16 protein-coding genes are annotated in these 23,146 nt (G+C 72.1%); 9 read left to right on the forward strand and 7 right to left on the reverse strand.

The genetic code is table 11. The annotated features are described in order from the left end of the window. Window positions 1-37: 37 nt before the first annotated feature. Window positions 38-1,654 carry an FAD-dependent monooxygenase gene (locus tag ACFU7Y_RS01500; RefSeq protein WP_224276549.1) on the forward strand — a complete coding sequence of 539 codons (1,617 nt, stop codon included), beginning with the start codon at window positions 38-40 and terminating at the stop codon, window positions 1,652-1,654. Between the two features lie 101 nt (window positions 1,655-1,755). Here the strand turns inward: ACFU7Y_RS01500 and ACFU7Y_RS01505 are convergent, their stop codons facing one another. Next, window positions 1,756-2,292: a DUF1707 domain-containing protein gene (locus ACFU7Y_RS01505; protein WP_224276547.1), complete on the reverse strand. Its 537-nt coding sequence runs from the start codon at window positions 2,290-2,292 to the stop codon at window positions 1,756-1,758. 197 nt (window positions 2,293-2,489) lie between these two features. Here ACFU7Y_RS01505 and ACFU7Y_RS01510 point away from each other — a divergent pair, with 197 nt between their 5' ends. Next, the gene (locus tag ACFU7Y_RS01510) at window positions 2,490-3,737 is read left to right on the forward strand and encodes a serine hydrolase (RefSeq protein WP_224276545.1); all 1,248 of its coding nucleotides are present in this window, start codon (window positions 2,490-2,492) and stop codon (window positions 3,735-3,737) included. Window positions 3,738-4,223: 486 nt separating this feature from the next. On the opposite strand, the gene ACFU7Y_RS01515 is transcribed toward ACFU7Y_RS01510, so the two are convergent. Together ACFU7Y_RS01515 and ACFU7Y_RS01520 are read right to left on the reverse strand one after the other, a co-directional pair. Then, window positions 4,224-5,270, reverse strand: coding sequence for an alcohol dehydrogenase catalytic domain-containing protein (locus ACFU7Y_RS01515; protein ID WP_224276543.1), 1,047 nt, complete (start codon window positions 5,268-5,270; stop codon window positions 4,224-4,226). Between the two features lie 428 nt (window positions 5,271-5,698). After that, window positions 5,699-7,012: a helix-turn-helix transcriptional regulator gene (locus ACFU7Y_RS01520; RefSeq protein WP_224276541.1), complete on the reverse strand. Its 1,314-nt coding sequence runs from the start codon at window positions 7,010-7,012 to the stop codon at window positions 5,699-5,701. A 162-nt stretch (window positions 7,013-7,174) separates the two neighbouring features. On the opposite strand from ACFU7Y_RS01520, the gene tgmA reads away from it, so the two are divergent. From tgmA to tgmC, 3 genes are read left to right on the forward strand one after another with little or no spacing between them, the layout of a single operon-like run. Further along, window positions 7,175-7,447, forward strand: a complete 273-nt coding sequence (tgmA, locus tag ACFU7Y_RS01525) for a putative ATP-grasp-modified RiPP (protein ID WP_224276539.1) — start codon at window positions 7,175-7,177, stop codon at window positions 7,445-7,447. Next, window positions 7,447-8,409: an ATP-grasp ribosomal peptide maturase gene (tgmB, locus tag ACFU7Y_RS01530; protein ID WP_380765962.1), complete on the forward strand. Its 963-nt coding sequence runs from the start codon at window positions 7,447-7,449 to the stop codon at window positions 8,407-8,409. The genes tgmA and tgmB overlap by 1 nt, the downstream gene beginning before the upstream one ends. Next, complete coding sequence (gene tgmC / locus ACFU7Y_RS01535; protein WP_380765964.1) at window positions 8,406-9,548, forward strand: ATP-grasp peptide maturase system methyltransferase; 1,143 nt, start codon at window positions 8,406-8,408, stop codon at window positions 9,546-9,548. Before tgmB ends, tgmC begins: the two co-directional genes overlap by 4 nt. A 99-nt stretch (window positions 9,549-9,647) precedes the next feature. Here the strand turns inward: tgmC and ACFU7Y_RS01540 are convergent, their stop codons facing one another. The 4 genes from ACFU7Y_RS01540 to ACFU7Y_RS01555 all read right to left on the reverse strand — a co-directional run bounded on the left by ACFU7Y_RS01540 (window position 9,648) and on the right by ACFU7Y_RS01555 (window position 18,353). After that, window positions 9,648-10,343 (reverse strand): hypothetical protein, encoded by a 696-nt coding sequence (locus ACFU7Y_RS01540; RefSeq protein ID WP_380765966.1) that lies wholly within the window; start codon window positions 10,341-10,343, stop codon window positions 9,648-9,650. Further along, window positions 10,340-14,521 (reverse strand): NEW3 domain-containing protein, encoded by a 4,182-nt coding sequence (locus ACFU7Y_RS01545; protein ID WP_380765968.1) that lies wholly within the window; start codon window positions 14,519-14,521, stop codon window positions 10,340-10,342. Before ACFU7Y_RS01545 ends, ACFU7Y_RS01540 begins: the two co-directional genes overlap by 4 nt. Window positions 14,522-14,547: 26 nt before the next feature. Next, a complete protein-coding gene (locus tag ACFU7Y_RS01550; protein ID WP_224276529.1) occupies window positions 14,548-16,992 on the reverse strand; it encodes a discoidin domain-containing protein in 2,445 nt (814 codons plus the stop codon). 227 nt (window positions 16,993-17,219) lie between these two features. Then, on the reverse strand, window positions 17,220-18,353 hold the full coding sequence (locus ACFU7Y_RS01555; RefSeq protein ID WP_380765970.1) for a LacI family DNA-binding transcriptional regulator: 1,134 nt from the start codon (window positions 18,351-18,353) through the stop codon (window positions 17,220-17,222). A gap of 212 nt (window positions 18,354-18,565) precedes the next feature. Here ACFU7Y_RS01555 and ACFU7Y_RS01560 point away from each other — a divergent pair, with 212 nt between their 5' ends. The 4 genes from ACFU7Y_RS01560 (at window position 18,566) to ACFU7Y_RS01575 (ending at window position 23,117) form a co-directional block, all read left to right on the forward strand. Next, window positions 18,566-19,855, forward strand: coding sequence for an ABC transporter substrate-binding protein (locus tag ACFU7Y_RS01560; protein WP_224276525.1), 1,290 nt, complete (start codon window positions 18,566-18,568; stop codon window positions 19,853-19,855). Window positions 19,856-20,021: 166 nt separating this feature from the next. Further along, window positions 20,022-20,894, forward strand: coding sequence for a carbohydrate ABC transporter permease (locus ACFU7Y_RS01565; RefSeq protein WP_380765972.1), 873 nt, complete (start codon window positions 20,022-20,024; stop codon window positions 20,892-20,894). A 4-nt stretch (window positions 20,895-20,898) separates the two neighbouring features. Next, a complete protein-coding gene (locus ACFU7Y_RS01570) occupies window positions 20,899-21,807 on the forward strand; it encodes a carbohydrate ABC transporter permease (RefSeq protein WP_380765974.1) in 909 nt (302 codons plus the stop codon). A gap of 44 nt (window positions 21,808-21,851) precedes the next feature. Continuing rightward, window positions 21,852-23,117 carry a glycosyl hydrolase gene (locus ACFU7Y_RS01575; RefSeq protein ID WP_380765976.1) on the forward strand — a complete coding sequence of 422 codons (1,266 nt, stop codon included), beginning with the start codon at window positions 21,852-21,854 and terminating at the stop codon, window positions 23,115-23,117. Window positions 23,118-23,146 lie beyond the last annotated feature (29 nt).

Genomic DNA, 23,146 nt, shown 5'->3' on the forward strand with positions numbered 1-23,146 from the left:
CAAAATATCCCGGAAGGCGTTACTGAGGAGTGGTGGCATGCGATTCCCGGAGACCACGTCCGTGCTCGTCGTCGGCGGAGGCCCGGTCGGCCTGACCCTGTCCGTCCTGCTGTCCGGCCACGGCGTGCCGCACCTGCTCGTCGAGGCGCACCCGGCCACCTCGCACCACCCCAAGGCCCGTGGGGTGTCGGCGCGTTCGATGGAGGTCTTCCGGCGGTGCGGCCTGGAGACGGAGGTCCGGCGGGCCGGTCTCCCGGCCTCTCAGGTGTTCTTCTACCGGGGCCGCGACCTGGTCGACCCGGACTTCGTCCGCACCGGTGTGGCGGCCGGCCAGGCGGAGGGCGCCGAGCGCACCCCCTCGCCCGGGCTGATCTGCTCGCAGGACGCCCTGGAGGCCGTCCTGCTCCGACGCGCCCGCCAACTCGCCCCGGACGGCGTCCGGTTCGCCACCCGGCTGCTCTCCTTCACCCAGCAGGACGGACACGTCCGGGCCCTGCTGGAGGACCGGCACACCGGCGAACGCCACACCGTGCGCGCCGACTGGCTGGTCGGCTGCGACGGCGCGTCGAGCACAGTCCGCGAGACGGCCGGGATCGCGATGGCGGGGCCGACCGGCCTCGGCCACTTCCTCAGCATCCGCTTCGAGGCACCGCTCGGCGAGGTGGTGGCCGACCGCGCCAGCGCCTCGTACTTCCTCACCGAGCCGGGCCGCGGCGGCTTCCTGGCCGTCGACAACGACCGGCAGTGGATCTACCAGCACCCGTACGACCCCGAAGACGCGGACACCGCAGCCCTGCCGGCCGACCACCAGGCGCTCGGCCGACTCGTCCGGGAGGCCGCCGGGCTGCCCGGGCTGGCGGTCACCGTCCGGGACACCATGACCTGGCGAATGGACGCCCGCCTCGCCGACACCTACCGCCGCGCCCGGGTGCTGCTCGCGGGCGACGCCGCCCACGTGGTGCCACCGACCGGCGGGCACGGCATGAACGCCGGAATCGGCGACGCGGACAACCTGGCCTGGAAGCTCGCGGCAGTCACCGCCGGGACGGCCGGCGAAGCACTGCTGGACACCTACGAGACCGAGCGCCGCCCGGTGGCCCGGCAGGTCATCGACGTCTCGCTCGCCAACTCCCGCGCCCGCACCGGCTACCGGATCGACGACGAGCTGCTGCTCACCGCCGCCTACCGCTCGACGGCGGTCCTCGCCGACCCGGGCGGCCCCGAACGGCCGCCGCTGGACCCCGAGCACGAACACCCCGACGGCGCGCCCGGCACCCGACTCCCCCACCTGCGGCTCGCCGGCCCGCCCGGGGCCGCGTCCACCCTGGACCTGGTCGAGCCCGGCTTCACCCTGTTCACGGCCGGGGAGCACGCCTGCTGGCAGCGGCAGGCGGACACGGCGACGGCGGCAGGACTGCCCGTCACCGTGCACACCCTGTCGGCTCCCGGCTGGTCCGAGGCCACCGGCCTCCCGGCGGCCACCGGAGCCCTCCTCGTCCGCCCGGACGGCCACATCGCCTGGCACTCACCGCAGCCGCCCACCGGCGACGGGCAGGTGCTCGCCGCCCTGCGGCGGGTGCTGTCGGCGGAGCAGGGGGCGGTCCGTACGGCCCGGGTTCCGATCGCGGGCCGGTTCGGCTCCGGGGCGTCGTGATCCGCCGGCCGGTCGCCGGCGCTACGAACAACTGGTGCCGCCTGGAGAGCACTTGACAGGCAGGGGGCCGGATCGGCCACCGCCACTGCCGGTGATGCGCCTCAGTTCCTCGCGTGGCGGATCTTCAGCCGGCCGAAGCCGGTGGTTCCGGTGATCCGGATCGTCGGGTTGCCCACCGAGGGACGGCGGGGAGGGGTGTAGCGCACGTCCTTCCAGCCTCCCTGGAGGCCGTCGATGTCGACGACGGCGTCACGGGGGACGGTGATCCTGGCGCTGCCGGTACCGAGTCCCAAATCGATGTCGATCACCGGGTGTTCGATGAGCGCCTTCGACAGGTCCAGGTGCACCCGGCCGAACGCCGACACCACCTTGAAGGTGCGGGGAACCCGCCAGGGACCGCGGCGCACGAGGCGCCCGCTGGCGGCGGCGATGGTGGGGGTGGTTTCCGGGTTCGGCTCGGGGAGCGAGGCCAGGGACGGTGCGAGGTCGGCGTGCGTCCTGGCGGTGAGCACCCGGTGGAGGCGGTCGTCCATCTCCTCGTGGGAGATGTGCCCTTCGGCGAACGCCTCTTGCAGGCGCTGCACGGCCTTGTCGCGTTCGGCGTCGCTGATCGGCGGATTCTCAGGGAGAGCGGTCACCGTCTCACTCTAACTTCCGTTCCGTGGAAGGATCATGGCGCCCACCCGTGTAAGCCTGCCGGATGGGGCCCGGCCGGCTCGACCGGTCCCAGGTAGGACAGCGCGCGACACCTCCGACGGATGCCCCGGCAGGGACCCCACCGGCAGGCTCGATTCCAGGGCGGCGATGCGCGCCTGCCCCTGGAGGGAAGCAGCCCATGTCCGACGTGACGACACATCCGCGCACTCCGGGATTCGGCATCCGCTCGGCGGCCGCGTTCCTGGCCGCCGCCGCCATGCTCGGCGCCGGCGCCGCCCCGAGCTTCGCCGCATCCACCGCCCGGCCGACGGGCCCCGTCCAGTCGACGGGCGAGGACCGGGAACTGCCCCCGGACACCGCCGAGGCCACCGCGCTGCGCACCACGCTGCAGGGCATCGTCGACGCCGGTTCCTCGGCGGCCGTCGGCGAGGTCCGCCAGGACGGGCGGACCGTCTGGCGCGGGCAGGCGGGCGTCGCCGACCTGGCCACCGGCGCGCCGGTACCCGCGCACGCCCGGTTCAGGATCGGCAGCGTCACCAAGACCTTCGTCGCCACCGTCGTGCTCCAGCTCTCCGCTGAACGGCGGATCGGCCTGGACGACCCGATCGAACGCCACCTGCCCGGCGCGGTGCCGAACGGCGCGGCCATCACCGTCCGCCAACTGCTCAACCACACCAGCGGGTTGTACAACTACACCGACGCTCCGGGCCTGGACCCGCAGGACGAGGCCCAGTACCGCAGCTGGCTGGCCGGACCGCGCTGGCACACCTACCAGCCGACCGAACTGCTCGCACTCGCCAACGGCAACGCCCCGTACTTCCCGCCGGGGCAGGGCTGGCACTACTCCAACACCAACTACCTGCTCGCCGGCCTGCTCGTCGAGAGGATCACCGGCCACTCCTGGCAGCGGGAGGTCGACCGGCGGGTCATCCGGCCGCTGGGACTGCACGACACCACCATGCCCGGGCAGTCGCCGCTACTGCCCGGCCCCCACGCCCAGGGGTACGTGAAGCTCTCGACCGGTCCGGTGGACGTCACCGAACTCAACCCGTCCGTCATGGGCGCCGCCGGGCAGGGCATCTCCAGCGCCGCCGACCTCAACCGGTTCACCGCCGCCCTGCTGGACGGCCGCCTGCTGCGGCCCACCGAGATCGCCGAGATGACCAGGACGGCGGACGCCGGACCGGGACGCGGATACGGGCTGGGGCTGGCCCGGTTCGACACCCCGTGCGGGGTCTTCCGGGGCCACAGCGGAGACCTCCCCGGCTACTCGACGATGGTCGCCGGCACCGCCGACGGCCGGCGCCGACTCGTGCTCTCCCACAACCCGTACGACCGCTCCGACCCGCGCGCGGCCAAGGCCGCCGTCACGGCCTTCCTCACCGCGGCCGCGTGCGGCACCGGGTTCGTCCGGGTGGTGCGGTGATCTGTCGCTGCCCACTCGGCGTCAGCCGGATGCCTCTCCGCGTCGACGGACGAGCGCGGACCAGGGGCCGTGCGAGGACGGCCTCGCACCAGTCGGCCGTGCGGTGGGCCGCTTCGGCAGGGCTGCCGGACGTGCCGAACGCGAACTCGGTGGGCTCGTCGGGAAGGGTGAAGCACTGGTTGTGGAGCCTGTCGCCACGGACGCCGGTGCCGTCGAAGTGACACCCGATGGTCAGGACGCCCCGTCCGCGCACCGGGTCGTCGATGTCCAGGTACGCCGGCAGCTGACCGTACGGGGTGTGCGGTGCGACCAGGACCACGCAGCTCAGGGGATCCACCGGCCAGGACCGCGCGCGAGCCGCGAGAGCGTCCGTGAACTCGCGCTGCACCTCGGTGAAGCCCTCGTCCTCGTCGTACTCGAACCCGGTGTAGTCGCTCGCGGCGCCAACCTACCGGAGGGTCCGGGACCCCGGCGTCGGCCGGGTGGTCAGCGGCCGGTGGTGACGACCATGCGGAAGCGGGCCCGGCCGCCGGCCATCCTGGCCACCGCGGCGGCGGTCTCCTCCAGCGGCACCTGCTCGATCCACGCCCGCACCCCGGTGCGGGCCGCGAAGCGCAGGGTGTCCTCGATGTCGACGGCGGTGCCCGAGGAGTGGCCGTAGACCTTGCGGTCGCCGCTGATCAGCTGCAGCGGGCTGATCGCGAGCCGATCGGGTGAGACGCCGACGATGACCAGCTCGCCCCGCCGGCCGAGTCCGTCGACGGTGGCGGACATGGCGTCGGCGTTGGTGACGGTGGCCAGGACGACCTTCGCGCCGCCGAGCGACCGCAGCGCCTGGGCGACGTCACCGGCGGTGCTGTCGATGTAGTGCTCGGCGCCGAGCTCGTGCGCCAGGGGCTCCTTCTCCGCACCGCGGGCGATGGCGACGGTGCGCAAACCCATCGCGCGGGCGAACTGGACGCCCAGGTGGCCCAGCCCTCCCAGGCCCAGGACGGCGACGGTGTCACCGGGCCGGGCGTCGGAGCGGCGCAGGGCGTTGAAGACGGTGATCCCGGCGCAGGCCAGCGGCGCGGCCTCGGCGGCCGTCAGCTCGCCGGGGATCGCGGCCAGGGCCATGGCCGGAACGACGACACTGTCGGCGTAACCGCCGGGGTAGGCCGCACCGGGGACCTGCAGCTGGGGGCAGTGGATGCCGTCGCCCGAGCGGCAGGCGTCGCAGCGTCCACAGCTGCCGCCGTACCAGCCGACGGCGACCCGGTCGCCGACCTTCCAACCCTCCACCCCCTCGCCGAGGGCGTCGATGCGGCCGGCGATCTCGTGACCGGGGGTGACCGGGAAGGTCGTGCCGGGCAGGGCACCGGAGGCGATCAGCAGGTCGGAGTGGCAGACGCCGCACGCCTCGACGGCGATCCGCACCGCCTCGGGCCCGGGCTCGCGGACCGGGACCTCGGACAGCTCGGGCGCCGCACCCGGGGCGGCGATCCGCACGGCGCGCTGCAGGCCGTCGGGGGAGGGAGACGAGGTGGCAGCCATGGTGGAGAACCCTTCTGTACGGAATCGAGGCGGCGCGGTGCCCGCACCCGCCGCTCCCACCAGCTTCGTACGTCCGCCACCGTTTGTCCGCACACGGCCGCTCCGGCGACGGACGCGCCGCGGCTGCCCCGCGCGGTCGCGTCAGACGGCGTCCGATGCGCTGCTGACGTGGCAGAGTGCGGCGCGCAGGTCGTGGACCGCCTGCTCTGTGCCACCAGGGCGTGCAGAGACAGCACGATGTCGTCGGGGCCACCCGTCAGCCCGGCCGGCCATAGGACCTGGGCCCGTTCTTCCGCGGCGTGGACACCGTCTGCGCCGCACATCCGCATGGCGTGGAACACGGGTCTTCCCCGCGAGCTGCGAGCACCGGCAGCCGGCTCATGCCATCGTCGCCCTCTTCCAGCGCCCAACCGGGCAAGCCCGCTCCGTCAACAGACTTTGAGTCGTTCCAAGAACTCCTGGACGCCGTCGACCTGGCGGTAGGGCTTGAAGGCGGGCGCAAGGTCGCGCACAAGGGCGACACACCGTGGGGCTCCGATGCGTGTGGCCAGGTCCAGCGACTCCCGGGTGACGGCCAGCGCCTGTTCGATGTCGTTGGATTGCAGGTAGCCGCCGGCCTGGTACGTCAGGAAGATCCCGCGTGTCTTGTCGCGGGAACGGGGCAGCATCGCCATGCCATCGGCGATCCGGACGTGCGCTTCCTCGGTGCGGCCGAGGTCGAGCAGGCACTGACCGGAGTCGACGGCAAGGTCTGCTGGGCTCATCCACGCACACCAGTCCGGGGCGGGGTCGACGGACTCCGCCCCGAGCGCGGTCTCGGCCTCCGACAGGTCGCGGAAGCAGGCAGTGCGCTCGCCCAGGGCGGCGTGCGCCCTGGCCCGGCGCAGCAGCAACAGCGACCTGGCGGTCGGGTGCCGCGTTCCGGACAAGGCGTATCCAAGCTGATCAACGGAGACCTTCGGTTCGCCGAGCCAGTTCGACTGATAGGCGAAGTCTGAAAGCACTCCGGCGCCGTGGTCGCGGTCACCCGCGGCATGGGCGGACTGCAGGGCGGCTCCCCAGAGCTTGCCGGCCGCCCAGTGCCGGCCGTGGTCGAAGCGGTACCAGCCGCAGGTGGTGGCCAGGGAGGCGGCCAGCAGGTGAAGGCGCCGGCCGGTGGTCTCGCTGTGGCGGCCGGCGGCGATCAGGTCGGTCACCGTGGCCAGCTGGGCCTCCATCAACCGGACTGTGTGCTGACGTTGTTCGGTCGGCAAAGCCGTCAACTGCTTGCCGGTCACTTCCAGCCAGTCCACGAGTTCGTCGTCCACCCGTCTGCCGTCCAGCGCGGAGGTGAGACGCTCGGGCTCGATCGTGGCCCACTGAGCGGCGAGTCCCGCCAGAGAAACGGCACTGTACGTCATGAAGGTGCGGCGGTCCATGAGAGCTCTCTGTGCGTCGTGGAGTGCTTGGACGGTGTGGGCGGAACCCAACGACAGCGGCTCGTCGCGCCCGGGCAGCCAGTACGGCCAGCCGTACGCCTCCGTCTCCGAAGCCGTGACGCCGAAGACTTCGGCGATGAGGAGCTGGGATTCGACGTTCGGGGTCTTGCGCCAGTTCTCCCACCGGCTCACGGCGGTTTTGTCGGCACCGGAGCGCAGCCCATGGCCGCGAGCGGCTCTGTCGAGGTGGGCGGCGAGGTCTCCCTGAGACCAGCCGCGCAGTCCACGCGCATAGGCAAGGGGGTGCCGGATCGGGTCGTCCACGGGCCAATCCCATCATCGACAGTGACCGCGATCCTACCGCCAGCATGAGCGGGACAACTCCGGGACTACGGACAATGCCTGTTCAGTGAGGGTGAGTTGCGATGTACTCGCAATACACCGAAGAACTTCCTTCACAAAGACGGAAACGGAGGCACAGAACAGATGACGCAGACGCTCGCACCGTGGGGCACGCAACGAATGGAGCCGTACGCGGCCACCACCACGGTCCCGACGTACACGCCCGTGATCGACCCCGAAACGCAGATCGCGGTCATCGTGGACGAGCACGGCCGGACGGTCGAGCTGGGCAGCCACGGCACCAGCACGAGCGGCCTGACGCCCACTACCACCACCCCCGGTGACGGGTCCGGTCCAGGAGGTGCGACCGACGCGGACAGCACCGAGTCGTACGACCAGGACCAGAGTTCCGGCTGATGGGTGACAGCAGGTCGGTACTGGTGCTGACCAACTCTTATGACGTGACAGCGGACGTGGTGTTGCGGATCCTCGCCCAACGCCGGATTCCCGCAGTCCGCCTCGACCCCGGCGCCGACCTGCACGCGGATGCCTCGCTGACCGCCACGTACCGCACGAGCGAACAGCGGGGCACCCTTCGCACGGCAAGCCGGAAACTCGACACCACCCGGATTCGCTCCGTCTGGGTGCGCAGGCCCTCGCCCTACGAGGGGCCATCCGGGTTGAGCGGCCAGGACCGCCGGTTCGCCGCAGTGCAAGCGCTGTGGGGAACGGGCGGCATCCTGGCGTCTCTGCCCGACGCGTACTACGTCAACCACCCGTGGAACAACCGGGCCGCCGAGTTCAAGCCCGCGCAGCTCTCGGTCGCACGACGCTGCGGGTTCCTGGTGCCCGACACGGTGATCACCAACGACCCGGGCGAGGCACGGAAGTTCGCCACTCATCAGCCCTGCGGGGTGGTCTACAAGCCGCTGTGGAACACGCCCTACCGCGTGAACGACCAGCCGCACGGTGTGTGGGTCCGAGAGGTGCACGCGGCCGAGATCACCGACTCCGTGTCCGTCTGCCCGCACATGTTCCAAACCAGGGTCGACAAGGTGTTCGACGTGCGGGTGACCGCCGTGGGCGGCCGAGTGTTCGGGGTCCGGATCGACAGCCCCGATCTCGACTGGCGCCACCGCCAGAACCTCATGACGTGCACACCGATCGAGGTACCGAGGTCGATGGCGCGTGCGATCGTCGCCTACCTCGCCGAACTGCGTTTGACCTACGGCGCGTTCGACTTCGCGGTAACCACCGCCGGAGACTGGTACCTCCTTGAGTGCAACCCGAACGGCCAGTGGGCGTGGCAGCCGGCGGAGACCACCGCGGCAGTCGCCCACGCCATCGCTGACCAGCTGGAGAAAGGCCCCGACACGTGAGCACAGCAGCTCGGCTTCGCGCTTCCCTGGCGGACAGACTCACCGAGGACGGAACCCTCACGGAACCCGAGTGGAGCAGCGCCGTCAGGGCGGTGCCCCGCGAGCTGTTCACGGGCTCCTACTTCCTGCCGGTGGCAGGCAGCGTCCCCACCGGCTACCGCCCCGTCCGGGAGGGCGAGCCCGGATGGCTGGAGGGGGTTTACTCCGACGAAACGCTGATCACTCAACTCGACGGCCGCACCAGGCCGGACGACGTGACCGAGGGGACCGTGCACGGTTCCCCGTCGTCGTCGTCCACCCTGCCATCGCTGGTGTTGCGCATGTGGCAGCAGCTCGGCGCCGAGGCCGGACACCGGGTGCTGGAAATCGGCACGGGAACCGGCTACTCGACCGCCCTCGGCGCGCACCGTCTCGGGGACGCCGATCTCACCAGCATCGAGTACGACCCAGCGGTGGGCGGGGCCGCCGCGGCGGCACTCAAGGCAGCCGGTTTCGCGCCCCGCCTGATCATCGGTGACGGGCTGCGCGGCGACCCGGACGGTGGGCAGTATGACCGGCTCATCGCCACCTGCTCGGTCCGGTACATCCCGCTCCCGTGGCTGCACCAGGTCAAGTCAGGCGGACGAATCCTGGTCACCCTGTCCGGGTGGAGCTACGCCAACGCCCTCGCGCTGCTCGATGTGACCGGCCCCGGACAGGCCACGGGCCGGTTCCTGCCCGGCTACACCAGCTTCATGATCGCCCGGCCCCACGACCGGCCGCCCCGCCCGACGCCGGCCCTGCTCCCCGGGGAAGAGCGCCCGAGCCGGATCGACCCCGCGAAGCTCGACGACTGGACCGGCGGTTGGGTCGCACAGCTCGCAGCGCCCTCGGCCGAACGCATGGGGCGGGGCGCGAACCAGATCCTCTGGGACGTGTCCACCGGTTCGCAGGCCCGGACGGCCCCCGACCCCAACGGTGGATGGACCGTCGTGCAGCGCGGTCCCGTCCGTCTGTGGGATCGGGTCGAGCAGGCGGTGCACCGCTGGCAGGCCGCCGCCGAACCGCACCAGGAGGGATTCGGCATCACGGTCTCGGCCACCGGTCAGCGGGTATGGCTCCGGACCGAGGACGGGCCCGGCTGGGACCTACCGATCTGACGCACGGCGGTCCCGACCGGGGGTTCAGGCAGTACCGCCGTTCGAGTACCGGCGGCCGAACAGCACAACGCCCGCGCGGCAGACGAACTGTCGGGATACTCAGTGGCGGTGGTGGTTGTCGGGCTGGGCGGGGTCGCCTGGGTGCTCCAATCCCTCGACCAAGGTGAGGCGTCCGGCACGTTCGTGGTCGAGCCAGCGTACGAAGGCGGCGCGGCGTGCGGCGGCCTGTAGGGCTGGGGTGGGGTCGGGGGGCTCCGGGGTCGTGGTGGTGGCGAGGAGAGCGGCCTTCCACGGGCCGGCGGTGACCCACGCGCCGGGTGGGGCGGTACGGAGGGCGTCGGCGAGGGCGGTCGGGAGGGTGGCGGGATCGGCCTCCAACTCGCCGTCGGGGAGGGCGAGGTGCCAGCGGACGGACGGCGGGCGGGTGGTCATGGTGCGGTAGTGGGCGATGTCCTCGGGTGAGGGCTCGATGGTGGCCGTCACATCGTCGTGGACGGCGCGGACGGCTGCGCTGCCCTCGTAGGCGGCCGCCGTGATGGAGCCGAGTTCGACGGCGGCCTGTTGGTCGAGGTGGGCGGGGGTCGACGGCCCGACGGAAAGGTTGCGCTCGGCGGTCACCGCCTCGCAGAGGGCCTCGGTCAGCAGTACCTGGGCGACCCACCTGGTCAGCTGTCGGTCCTCCGAACTGCCCGGCTGTGGCAGGGCGGTGGCGCGCGGGCCGTTCCGCAGGGCGGTCAGGCGGTGGTCGAGGGCGGCGCGCGGGAGGGGGCGCCCGTCGAGCAGGCCGAGGGTCATGCCTCGACCGCCAGGGCGACGGTCGGGGCGTACTGGCAGCGGCCGAACCACATCACCTTCGCCAGGGCCCAGTACGAACCCGGATCAGTGGTTTCGGGGACGGTGATGGCGAAATCGGCCACCGCGGTGGAGCCGGCCGGGACGGCGAAGCCGCGAACGGGCTCCGCGATCGCCTCCCAGGTGCCCCACGGCGAGACCAGTTGCAGCTCGCCGCGGATCTCGCCCTGGGTGCGGTTGGTGAGGGTGAGCGCGAGGGTGGTGCGTCCGCCGGGAGCGACTCGCAGGGTCTCGTGCGAGACCTCGACGTCCAGGCCGGTGTCCCGTCCGGTGGTGGCCTTGGTGCCCTGGGCGGCCGTCCAGTCCTCGGGGGCGTCGCCGGGGACGGGCAGCAGGTCGGGCAGGTCGCCGACGGCGATCGTCACCACGTCCTCGACCTTCTGGCCGTCGTGCTCGATCCGGACGGCTGCGAAGTACAGCCCCGGCTCGGACCCGGCGGGCGGGGTGAGGGTGACCGGGAAGCGCAGGTGCCCGTCCGCCTCCAGCCGGTACGGGCGACTGCCGAGGCTGGTCGTCCAGCCCTCGGGCGGCAGCACGACGGCCGTGCCCTCGGCCGCCGCGTCCCGCAGCTGCGAGGAGAGGGCGACCGAGAGCGTCACCGGCTCCCCCGCCGTCCGCAGCAGTCCGGGCGAGGCACCGACGGACACCGGGAGGTAGCCGAGCGGTGCCGGGCCCCGGTTGTGGAGCCAGTAGCGGGCGTGGACGGGCTGGGCGGGTTCCGCCGTCGGGCCGAGGTCCGTTCCGGCTGCCGGAGCGGTGACGGCCGGGGTCGCGAGCAGGGTGGCGATCTTCGAACCGGCGAGGTCGAGAGCGCAGCCACCGGAGGGAAGCGGCCGTTCCAGCAGGTCGGCGGCCCGGACGTCGCCCAGGCCGAGCGCGCCGCCGAGCTGTGCCGTCCGCCCCAGGCCGGTCGACTCCATCAGCCGGACCGCCAGTTCGGGACCGACCGGCGCCGCCGAGCCCTGCGCGATGGGGTTCCCGGCCGGCTTGAGCGCGCCGAGCAGCACCTCGCGCTGCGGTTCGACCCGCAGCCAGGACAGGGTGGCCGGCAGCGGCCCCTCCTGCGCCGGTGCGATCCGGGCGTACAGCGGGTGGTTGAACTCCTGGCCCTGGGCGGGCAGCGTCTGGTCCCGCCAGTCGCCCTCCCCGCCCACCAGCGCGTAGCTGAACTCGTGTGTCCAGTGCTGGAGTTGGAAGGAGGCGCCGTCGGGCAGGGTGCGCCGCGGCGGGTCGATCCAGACGCCGGACGGCCAGCCGGTGCAGGAGCGCATCAGGGACAGGTGCAGTGCGCCGGTCGTGTCGACGGCGAATCCGGGCAAGCCGAAGCTGAGCAACGCCACGGTGTGGTCGGCGAGCTGCTCCGTGACGGCCGACGGGCAGACGGCTTCGATCCGGGCGTCGCCCAGGTCCTCGACCAGCGCCGCCACGTCCGCTACGACGAGCGCCGGCAGCGCCCGCAGGTCGCGCAGATCGGCGTCCGGACGCCAGACCTCGGCGAGCGGCGTCAGGGCAGGCACCCACACCGCGCCGTGCGCCTTCAGGACGGCCGCGTACTCCTCCCCCGCCGTCGAGATCAACTCCCGTGCCGCTTCGTTGACTTCCGGCCCGCCGACCACGATCCGGAAGTCCGGCAGGTTGGAGTCCACGGCCAGCCAACCGTACCGCGCCCAGTCCGCCCCCGAGGTGGTGGCGGTGACCCCGACCCGGGCGAGCGCGACCACCAGTGGACGGGCGTCGGCGGCGTCGTCCAGTGTGGGGACGACGACCTCCGCCACTCCGAGGGCACGCGAGCCGACAACCGAGCCCACCGGGTCGGTGAGGTCGACGCGCGCGGTGGCGCCGAGTCCGAACCAGGTGTTGGCCGGGTTGTCCAGGGTCCATGGCGCCTCCGCCGAGTCCACGTCCGGCATCGCGAAGCCGCGCCCGACGACCGCGCCCGCGACCTCGCTGACCGGCAGGCCGCCGGGGACGTCCACCGGGAAGCGCAGCCGCAGCAGCCGGTCGGCGCCGGAGTAGTCCACCACCCGGGTGCGGCAGTCCACCCGGTCCAGGCCGTGCCAGAGCGTGACGGTCTGCTCGTAGCGGACGCCGTCGACCACGCCCTCGACCACCAGGCGCTCGCCGAGCGGCCCGGTCTCCCGGCGGACCGACGCCTCGCCGTCCCCGGAGCCCAGCACCGGCCCGCTGGGCACCAGGTGCCAGGGGCCCTCGCCGAAGTCGGGGTGCTGCGGGTACTCCTCGTACACCCGCAGCTCGTTGCCGATCCGGCCGTGCTGGATCAACTCCCGTTCGTGCCGCAGGTCCCGCACCGAGGTGAGGCCGCCGCCGCGCGCCGGATCGGCGGTCACCCGGTACCGTCCGTTCCCGATGGTCACGCCCGGGGCCGCCGTCCACGGCGCCTGCGCGTCCCCCTCCACCAGCCGCCAGGTGCGCCAGCCGAGCGCGGGCACATCGGTGGCCAGGAACCGCAGCGTTCCCCGGTCCACGGCGCTCGGCACCGCCTCGCCCCGGTCGTCCAGCACTCGCACCGACCGTACGCCGTCGGGCAGTTCGACCGTCACGAGGCCGGTCCGGTCGAACGAGAGCGTGTTGGTCACCACCACCGCCGACCCGGCCCCAGCCGTGGAGATCCGCGCCGTGAGCGCGTCCAGTGCCGCGTCCCGCACGCCGGATGCCAGGTCGTACGCCTCCCGCCAGCCGCCGAGCAGGTCCAGGTACACCTGGTCGGACTCGGAGCCGGTGATCGCGTCGTGGTGTGCGCCGTAGGCGAGTTGGCGCCAGACCTTGTCGAGGGCGGCGGCCGGGTAGCGGCCGAGGCCGTGGACGGTGGCGAGCGTGGCGAGCTTCTCCGCGTCGACGGCCGCGACCTCGCCGGCCCGTTGGGCCTGTTTGGTGTCGATGTAGGAGACGTCCTTGCCGGTGTACACCGGGTTCATGTCGCGGGTCTGCGGGCTGGGACGCCGTCCGGTGGCGGCGAGTTCGGCCCGGACGGCGTCGAGGAAGTCCCGCGGGGTGGCGCAGACGAAGCGGGGCCAGAGGTACTTGGCGGCCCAGGAGCGGTGGATCTCGGTGACCCACTTGTTCGGCGGGGTGTAGTCCGTCCCCACCGGCAGCAGCAGGTTCTTCGTCGCTCCCACGGGCTTGAGCTTCCGGTACAGCTCGTAGACGGCCTGCTCGGCGGTGGCGAGGTCGGCCGAGGAGTCCATCCACCAGCCGGCCGAGTAGTGGTGCGGCATGTAGTGGGTGAGCACGCCCTCGCCACCGGGGGCGATCCACTCGAACTCGCTCGGGAACTGCATCACCCGGGCGTCGTCCTTGGCCTCGCGGAAGTTCTTCTGGATCGGGCCCCACTGGTGGAACGGGCCGCGTGCCCAGGCGCTGCCGGTGAGGCCGGCCGCGGCGAGGTGGCCGGGGAACTGCGGGTCGTGCCCGAACACGTCGAGCTGCCAGGCGGTTCGGGGGTCGCCGCCGAGGATGCCGCGCTGGTAGCCGATGCCGTGGACGATGTTGCGGATGGTGGTCTCGGCGCCGGTCAGATTGGTGTTCGGCTCGTTGTAGGTGCCGCCGACGAGTTCGGCCTGGCCGCGTTCCAGCAGCTGTCGCAGCGTCTCGCGGCGCTCCGGGTGCTGGTCGAAGTACGGCTTCAGGTAGTCGACTTCGGCGAGCACGAACTTGTACACCGGGTCCCGCAGGGCGAGGTCCATGTGTGCGTCGACGAGCGCGAAGCCGTTGCGCTCCCACAGGGGCCGGGTGGTGGCGTCGGCGGAGAGCAGTTCCCACGGGGAGGTGTAGGCGGCCTGGGTGTTCCACCAGACCGGGTCGTAGTGGAAGTGCGAGACCAGGAACATCGTCCAGCCGGGCTCGGCGACGTCCACGCTCGCCTCCACCACGGCATCCGAAGCCACGACGGTGACGGGCAGTCGGTCACCGGGCGTGGCGTCGGTGATCTCCAGCGGGACCTCGACCAGCCCCGTGCCGGTCGCCTCGCCGCGGACACCCGGCCCGGTGACGGCGATCCGGGCGGCCGGGCCCTCCAGGGTGACCCGCAGCACTTGACGCGGGGCGTCCTCGGGGCCGACGAACAGGTCGGTGCTCTCGACGGCGGTGATGGTGACCGGCACGGGGGTGCTTCCTTTCCGACGAGGGGCTACGCGCCCCAGGCCTCGAACTCGTAGATGCGGGCGGCCGGGTCGGTGGTCTGGGTGGGTGCGGTGATCACCAGCCGGACGTAGCGGGCGGTGGTGTTCACCGGGTGGGTGGTGGTGCCGGCCGTGTTGCCGGTGACGTCCGCGACGGTCGTCCAGGGGTCGCTCGCGCCCGACCGGACCTGGACGGCGAAGTCGCGGGTGTTGTAGGAGGCGCTCTCGCCGCCCGCCGAGGCGTGCTTGACCACGAACGTGGACAGCTGCTTCGCCGAACCGAGGTCCACCTCCAGCCACTTGGCGGAGGTGAGGGTGCACCACTTGTCGCCGGTCCCGCCGCCGACGCTGCCGTTGACGGCCTTGGCCGGGCCCTCGTTGGCGTTGCACTGGCCGGAGGCGGTGGCCGGGCGGTTGAGCGCCAGGTTGGTGGAGGTCGGCGGGGTGCCGTTCCAGCTCACCGTGGTGGAGGCGGCGGTCGAGCGGCCGTAGGTGGTGGACACCGCCTCGACGTCCAGCGTGGTGGCGTTCTCGCCGCCGGCCCGGTCGAGCCGTCCGACGAAGTACGCGTCGTTGGGCGTGGCGCCGAGGAAGGTGCGACTGCCGTCCGCGTTGCGCCGGTACACCTCGTAGTGGTGCACGTTGCCGCCGGGCGCCGCCGTCCAGGACAGCCGCAGGGACTGGCTGGAGCCGGGCGTCACGTCGCTCGCGCCGAGGACGGTGAGGCCGGCCGGTGCCGCCGGGGTCTGCACCGAGCCGTCGTAGAGGGCTACTTGGCCGACCCGCAGGTCGTATGCCGGGTCGCTGCCCTCGGCCCGCAGGGCGATCTGGGCGACGGTGCGGCCCGCGTACGGGGAGAGGTCGAGGGTGTGCCGCTCCCAGCCGGTACCGGAGTTGGCGCCGACGTCGATCGTGGTGAAGCTGCTCGGCGCGTCGGCGAAGGAGATGGCGGCCTTGAGCTTGGTGGGCCCGGCGGCCGGGGTCTTGACCACCAGGTCCAGCTTGGTGTTCGCGGCGACCGGCAGCGTGGTCTGGTACAGCCGTACGGTGTTGGCGGCGTCGAGCGTTCCGCTCAGCCGCAGCGAGGAGCCGCCCTGGTAGGCGTCGGTGAAGTCGACGGACGGGGTGATCCGGCTGCCGGCCGACTCCACCACCCAGCGGTAGGTGGGCGGGACGTCCTGGAGCGAGAGGTTGTTCCAGCCGCCGGTGGCGACCCGGGTGCCGGCCGCGTTGTAGAAGTCGCCCTGCCCGGTGTCGAAGTTGGTGACGAAGGGCTTGGCGGTGATCGGCGAGGACTCGGCGACGTAGCCGGCCAGGCCGGGCCAGCTCGCCGAGAGGTCGATCCGCGACGGGTCGTCGGCGGCACCGACCCAGTAGCGGGCGTCCTTGGCGTAGAAGTCGGCGCGGTCGGTGGCGGACTTCCAGGTCCACTCCGGGCGGTAGAGGCCGAGCGAGGTGGTGTGCGGTTTGCCGGCCGGGAAGAGGGTGTTCCAGTCCACGCCGGTGTTGTAGCCGTTGGCCTCGGTGTCGATGCCGGAGTAGAGGTCGTACTCGCTGCGGCCGAGCTGCCGGGCCAGTGCCCGGGAGGAGTTCAGGCCGCTCGCCGACCAGTTGAAGTTCAGGAACATCGAGTCCGCGGTGCGCTTCGAACCATCCTGCAGGAAGGGTGAGTTGGCCGAGGTGAGGGCGTTCTGCCAGTTGACCGAGCCGGAGGTGGTCATCGCGTCGTACCACATGAACTCGGTGCCGGTCTGCGCCTTGGTGTACTGCATCAGGTTGCGCAGTTCGCCCGCCAGGGACGAATCGCCGCCGCCGGTCTCCTGGTTGATGAACCAGCCGTCGAAGCCGTAGTACTGCGCGGCCTGGGCGAGCTTGTCCGCGACGGGGTAGCGGCTGCCGGACTTCTGGACGAAGTCGCGCACCCACTGGAGCTGGCCGCCGTACGCGCCGGGCGGGAAGAAGACCGTGCCGTAGACCTTGACGCCGTTGCGGTGGGCGGCGTCGATCACGGTCGGGTTGGGGGCGAGGATCAGGCCCTCGCCGGCCGAACCGCCCCAGAACACCAGCTTGTCGACGTACTGCCAGTAGCCGAAGGCGTAGTAGTTGGGGTCGGCGGAGCCCTGCGAGGGGTTGTTGGAGGTGGGGCCGAAGGAAACCAGCGAGGCGATCCTGCCCTCACCGGTGCGGGCGTTGGGGTTGGCCCGCAGCGCGGGGTCGCTGGTGCGCGGCTGGAGTGGCACGCGGGAGCGGTTGAAGCGGGCGTCCGGGTCGGTGGCCGGGTCCCAGTTCAGGATGCTGTTGGGGTACCAGTACGAGGCGAAGGGCTGGCTGCCCGAGCCGACGGTGGCTGCGGGGGCCGCGGTCGGTGTCGGGCCGGCCCAGGCCGCGGGGGTGACGGTCAGCGCGGCCGTCGCGAGGGCGGCGCTGAGCAGCAGGGGGAGGCGTCGTGACATGCGGTGGCTCCGATCGAGCGGAGGAGGGTGGGGGCGGGCCCACCGTCGCGGACGGGGGCCCGGCTGCATGCGGGCGTGCCGGTGCTGGATCGAGTGGAGGCCGCACCGCTGCCGGGCTTCCTCGCCGGACGGGAAGCGACGGGGGTCGGGACGGGCAGCGGGCGACGGGAGCCGGACGAAAGTGCGGCGGAGCACGCCGAGCCGGGGGCCCGCTCGGCGCTGCGAGGCTAAACCGGTTCAGGACCGCTGTCAACGATGCGCGCAGCATCCACCCCTGCGGGGGAACCGACGGGGGAACCGGCAGCCGAACCGACGGTGGAACCCGAGGGGGAGCCGGCCGGCGTGCCTCTCGGCGGCGAGGTGGACTCCCGTACCGTCAGCCGCGGCGTGGGCATCTGGAGGTCCCGGCCGGGCCCGGCCTCGTCCAGCGCCGCCAGCAGGCTGCGCGCCACCTGCTCGCCGAGCGCGAAGGTGTCCCGGCTGAGCGCGGTCAGCGGGGGGTGGACGATCCGGGCGAGCACCGAGTCGTCGAAGGAGACGATCGACAGCTCGCCGGGCACCGCGACGCCCATCTCCCCCGCCACGCCCAGCCCGGCGACGGCCATCACGTCGCTGTCGTAGACGATGGCGGTGGGCCGCCTGGCCCGGGACAGCAGGGTCCGGGTGGCGGCCGCGCCCTCGGCGTCGCTGAAGTCGGTGGGCACCGACACCGCTTCCTCCAGCCCGAGCCGGCGCGAGGCGTCGCGCAGCGCGCGGATCCGCCGCTGGGTGTGCTGGAAGTGCGGCAGCCCGGCGAGGTGGGCGATCCGGCGGTGCCCGATGGCGGCCAGGTAGTCGACGATCGAGAGCATCGCCTCCCGGTCGTCGGCCCAGATCCGCAGCTGGTTGCCGCCCTTGCCGGGCCCGCCCAGCACGACGGCGGGCAGCCCGAGTTCGTCCAGCACCGGCAGCCGCGGGTCCCTGACCTGGAGGTCGACCACGATGAAGCCGTCCACCCGGTGCTCGGAGGCCCAGCGCCGGTAGACCTCGATCTCGGCGGCGGTGTCCTCGACCACCATCAGGTGCAGCGCGATCGAGCTGGCCGAGAGCACGGCCTGGAGCCCGGACAGCAGCTGGCTGAAGAACGGCTCGACACCGATGGTGCGGGCCGGCCGGGCGATCACCAGGCCGACGGCGTCGGCCCGGGCTCCGCCGAGGGCGCGCGCGGCGCTGTGCGGGCGCCAGTTCATCTCCTCGGCGACCCGCAGGATCCGGGCCCTGGTCGCCTCGCTCACGCCCGGCCGGCCGTTGAGCGCGAAGGACACCGCGCCCTTGGAGACACCGGCCTGGCGGGCGATGTCGGCGATCGTCGGTCTGCCCACAGAACCCGACCCTTCTCTTGACATCCAAGTTTAGGCGGGAGCATAGTCCCTGGCATAGCTAGACCGGTTTAGTTGGTCAGGTTCCGGAACCAGGCACAACCCCCGTTGCGCCTCCGTTGCGCCACCCCGTTGACAGAACCCCGGGGAACAGCCCCGGGAAACCCCCGAGCTCGGCACGATCCCCCACCCACCCCCAGGACCGGGAGACCCTCATGCGAAGAATCTGGGCGGCACTGACCACGACGGCGCTCGCCACCGCCGCACTCACCGGCTGCGGACTCGGCTCCGGCGACAGCAAGAGCAGCGACGCGGTGGCGAGTGCGGCCGCCACCGGCGAGGTCAAGGGCAGGGTCTCGCTCCAGACCTGGGCGCTCAAACCGAAGTTCACCGACTACATGCAGGGCGTGATCGACGGCTTCAAGAAGAAGTACCCCGGCGTCGAGGTCGAGTGGCTCGACCAGCCCGGCGAGGGCTACTCCGACAAGGTGCTCAGCCAGGCCGCCGCCGGCACCCTGCCCGACGTGGTCAACCTCCCGCCCGACTTCGCCTTCCCGCTGGTGAAGAAGGACGTCCTGCTGGACGTCGCCAAGGCCGACCCGAAGCTCGCCGAGGAGTACGTCGCCGGCGGCGTGAACGCCTACCGGTTCAACGGGCACCAGGGCACCTTCGGCTACCCGTGGTACCTCAACACCGATGTGAACTACTGGAGTTCGGAACTCCTCACGAAGAGCGGCCTGGACCCGCAGAAGCCCCCGGCCAGCCTGGACGAACTGATCGCCCAGGCCCGGGTGATGAAGGAGAAGTCCGGCGGCCAGACCTACCTGATGAGCCGCAAGCCGGGCATCGGCGACCTGTACAACATCGGCGTGAAGATCATGTCCGACGACGGCAAGGCCTTCACCTTCAACACCCCCGAGGCCGCAGCGCTGCTCGACAGGTACCGCGACGCGTTCAAGGAGGGCCTGATGCCGAACGGAGTGCTGACCGACACCTACGCCGGCAACTCCAAGCTCTTCAGCTCCGGCACCGCGGCCTGGACCACCGGCAGCGGCAACTTCATCACCAGCCTCGCCACCGACAACCCGACCCTCGCCCCGAAGGTCGTCCCCTCCACCGCGATGGGCACCCCGCCGCTGTACGTCCAGGGCCTGTCCATCCCGAAGAACACCAAGAACCCGGCCGCCGCCGTGGCCCTCGCCCGTTGGGTGACCAGCCCCGAGAACCAGGCCGCCTTCGCCCACCTGACCAGTGTCTTCCCGTCCACCAAGGCCTCCGCGAACGACCCGTTCTTCAGCAAGAGCGACGGCACCAACGCGGGCGACGCCAAGGTCATCGCCTTCACCTCGCTCGCCAAGGCCGAACTGATCCAGCCCGTCGAGGTGGACGACGCGATGGGCACCGTCATCAAGCAGCAGTTCGCGCTGGCCATCAGCGGCGAGACCAGCTCCAAGCAGGCGCTGGACACCGCCGTCGAGCAGTGCAACAAGCTGCTCAAGGGCTGACCCCCAGCGCGCGCACGGGCGGCCCCCGCGGCGCGGCACCACGCCCCGCGGCAGCACGCCCCGCGACGCGCCGCCACCCCGTACCGGCGAAGCGGCGGGCCTCCCCCACGCCCGCCGCTCCCCGGGAGTCACCCGCACCACCCCCAGGCCCCAGGAAGGCGATCGCATGACCCACCGGCGCTGGTTCACCCCCTGGCTGCTCGCCGGGCCCGCGATAGTCTGGCTGGCCGTCTTCAACCTCTGGCCGGCCGTCAACACGGTGATCCTGTCCTTCACCAACGCCAAGCCGCTGGGCGGCGGGCAGTTCACCGGCCTGGAGAACTACGGCCGGCTGCTGGACGACGAGCAGCTCGCCGACGCCCTGCTCAACAGCATCGTGTTCATGCTGGTCTGCCTGCCCCTGCTGACCGTCCTGCCGCTGCTGCTCGCGCTGCTCGTCCAGCGCAGGATCCCCGGCATCACCTTCTTCCGTACCGCCTTCTACACCCCGGTGATCGCCTCCGCCGTCGTGGTGGCACTGATCTGGGGCTGGGCGCTGGACGACCGCGGCCTGGTCAACGGCCTGCTGCGACAGACCGGGCTGGCCGACTCGCCGGTCTCCTTCCTGACCGACCGTTGGCTGCTGCTGTTCAGCGCGATCGCCCTGACCGTCTGGAAGGGCCTCGGCTACTACATGGTCATCTACCTGTCCGCCCTCGCCAACGTCCCGCGCGAGCTGCACGAGGCGGCGGCCGTGGACGGTGCCGGCCCGGTCAGCCGGTTCTGGCACGTCACCCTGCCCGGGGTGCGCCCGACCATGGTCCTGATCTCCGCGCTGATCTCGGTGAGCTCGCTGCGCGTCTTCTCCGAGCTGTACGTACTCTCCAACGGCCTGGGCGGCCCCGGCGGGCGGGACATGTCCGTGGTGATGCTGATCCAGATGTACAGCCGCGGGTTCAACGGCCACCTGGGCTACGCTTCGGCGCTCAGCCTGCTGCTGTTCGTCATCACCCTCGGCCCGATGCTGTTCCTGATGCGGCTGAACCGGAAGGCGGCCTGACCCCATGACCACCGTCCGCACGAAGGCCACCGAGCCTGCCACCGCGACCGGGCCCGCCAGGCCCCGCAGGCCCGCCCGGGGCTTCAACACCCCTTCCTCCGCCCAGACCGCCGCCCGCTACCTGCTCCTGGTGCTCGTCCTGCTGCTGGTCATCGGCCCGTTCCTGTGGCAGCTGTCCACCTCCCTCAAGGGCCCCGCCGAGGACGTCTACACCCGTACACCGAGCTTCCTGCCCGACCAGCCCACCCTCGGCAACTACGGCAGGGTCGCCGAGGTCATCCCGGTGTGGACCTACGCACTCAACTCGGTGATCGTCGCCGCGGTCTGCATCACCGGCAACGTGGTCGGCTGCACGCTGGCCGGCTACGCGCTCGCCCGGCTGCGCTTCCGCGGCGCCAAGCTCGTCCTCGGCCTCTTCCTCGCCACCCTGATCCTGCCCGGCGAGGTCACCATCGTCTCCCAGTACGTGCTGGTGCGCAGCCTCGGCCTGGCCGACAGCCTGGCCGGCGTCGCGCTGCCCGGCTCGATCGCGATGCTCAACGTGCTGCTGATGCGCACCGCGTTCGCCGCCGTCCCGGCCGAGCTCGACCAGGCCGCCCTGGTGGACGGCGCCACCGTCTGGCAGCGGCTGTGGCACATCGGTCTGCCGAACGTGCGCGGCATGCTCAGCGTGATCGTGATCTTCACCTTCATCGGTGCCTGGGACGACTTCCTGTGGCCGCTGATCGTGCTCAACGACCCGCAGAAGTACACCCTCACCGTCGGGCTCCAGTACCTCGACGGCACCTTCTCCGCCAACCCCCGGCTGATCGCGGCCGGCACCATGATCGCCTTCCTGCCGATCGTCGTGGTGTTCGGCGTCTGCCAGCGCTTCTTCTTCAAGGGTGTCGAGGAGGGAGCCGTCAAGGGATAGCCCACCGTCCGTACGCCCCGCACCCGTTGAGAGAGCCATCGCACATGACTGCCACCCCGCAGGCCCCGCGCTTCGGCGTCAACTACACCCCCAGCGCCGGCTGGTTCCACCACTGGCTCGACTTCGACCTGGACGCCGTGCGCGCCGACTTCGACTCCATCGCCGCCCTCGGGCTGGACCACGTACGGGTGTTCCCGCTCTGGCCGGTCTTCCAGCCCAACCGCACCCTGATCCGCCCCCGCGCCGTCGAGCAGCTGACGGCCCTGGCGGACGCGGCCGGCGAGCGCGGGCTGGACGTCGCGGTGGACGGCCTGCAGGGCCACCTGTCCAGCTTCGACTTCCTCCCGTCCTGGACCCGGACCTGGCACCGGCGCAACATCTTCACCGACCCCGAGGTGGTCGACGCCCAGGCCGCCTACCTGCGCACTCTCGCCGGGGCGCTGCGCGGGCGGCCCAACTTCCTCGGAATGACGCTCGGCAACGAGATCAACCAGTTCTCCGGTGCCCCGCACCCCGACCCGGACCGGGCCACCTCTGCCGAGGCCGAGGCCTGGCTGCGCCGGATGCTCGACGCCTGCGAGCAGGGCGCCCCCGGCCGGCTGCACCTGCACGCCTCGTACGACGCGGCCTGGTACCTGGACGAGCACCCGTTCACCCCCTGGCACTCGGCCCGGATCGGCGCCGCGACCGCCGTGCACTCCTGGGTGTTCAACGGCACCGCCCAGCGCTACGGCGCGCACTCCACCGCCACCGCGCAGCACGCCGCGTACCTGGTCGAGCTGTCCAAGGCCTGGGCGGACGACCCGGCCCGTCCGGTCTGGCTGCAGGAGGTCGGCGCGCCCGCCCCGCACATCGCCCCGCAGGACGCCGCGCGCTTCACCGGCGCCACCGTGGAGGCCGTACTGGACTGCCCGGACCTGTGGGGCGTGACCTGGTGGTGCTCCCACGACGTGGACCGCTCACTCGCCGACTTCCCCGAACTGGAGTACAGCCTGGGCCTGTTGACCACCGACCGGACGGTCAAGCCGGCCGGCGCCCGGCTCGCCGAGGCCGCCGCCGAGGCCCGCCGGTCCTGGCAGCCGCCCACGCCGCGCAGCACCGCCGTGGTGGTCGCCACCGGCGACGAGGTCACCTCGCCGCGGCGCTCGGTCTGCGGCCCCGGCGGTGCGGTGTACGAGACGTTCATGCGCCTCGCCGAGGAGGGCGTCCGCCCGACCGCGGTGCTCGCCGAGCGCGCCGAGGACCGTGCGCACCTCGCGGCGCGCGGCATCACCGAGGTGGTCCACCCCACCGGCGTACGTTCTCCCTAGCCCATCCGTCTCCCCCTCGGCCCCGTAAC

Origin of the sequence: Kitasatospora sp. NPDC057542 (assembly GCF_042801945.1) — a bacterium.
Classification (GTDB): domain Bacteria; phylum Actinomycetota; class Actinomycetes; order Streptomycetales; family Streptomycetaceae; genus Kitasatospora.

What these genes read in the sequence shown, in the direction of transcription:
- ACFU7Y_RS01500 (WP_224276549.1), top strand. Translation starts at nt 38, where the DNA reads ATGCGATTCCCGGAGACCACGTCCGTGCTCGTCGTCGGCGGAGGCCCG.
- ACFU7Y_RS01510 (WP_224276545.1), top strand. Translation starts at nt 2,490, where the DNA reads ATGTCCGACGTGACGACACATCCGCGCACTCCGGGATTCGGCATCCGC.
- ACFU7Y_RS01515 (WP_224276543.1), bottom strand. Translation starts at nt 5,270, where the DNA reads ATGGCTGCCACCTCGTCTCCCTCCCCCGACGGCCTGCAGCGCGCCGTG.
- tgmA (WP_224276539.1), top strand. Translation starts at nt 7,175, where the DNA reads ATGACGCAGACGCTCGCACCGTGGGGCACGCAACGAATGGAGCCGTAC.
- tgmB (WP_380765962.1), top strand. Translation starts at nt 7,447, where the DNA reads ATGGGTGACAGCAGGTCGGTACTGGTGCTGACCAACTCTTATGACGTG.
- ACFU7Y_RS01540 (WP_380765966.1), bottom strand. Translation starts at nt 10,343, where the DNA reads ATGACCCTCGGCCTGCTCGACGGGCGCCCCCTCCCGCGCGCCGCCCTC.
- ACFU7Y_RS01550 (WP_224276529.1), bottom strand. Translation starts at nt 16,992, where the DNA reads ATGTCACGACGCCTCCCCCTGCTGCTCAGCGCCGCCCTCGCGACGGCC.
- ACFU7Y_RS01560 (WP_224276525.1), top strand. Translation starts at nt 18,566, where the DNA reads ATGCGAAGAATCTGGGCGGCACTGACCACGACGGCGCTCGCCACCGCC.
- ACFU7Y_RS01565 (WP_380765972.1), top strand. Translation starts at nt 20,022, where the DNA reads ATGACCCACCGGCGCTGGTTCACCCCCTGGCTGCTCGCCGGGCCCGCG.
- ACFU7Y_RS01570 (WP_380765974.1), top strand. Translation starts at nt 20,899, where the DNA reads ATGACCACCGTCCGCACGAAGGCCACCGAGCCTGCCACCGCGACCGGG.
- ACFU7Y_RS01575 (WP_380765976.1), top strand. Translation starts at nt 21,852, where the DNA reads ATGACTGCCACCCCGCAGGCCCCGCGCTTCGGCGTCAACTACACCCCC.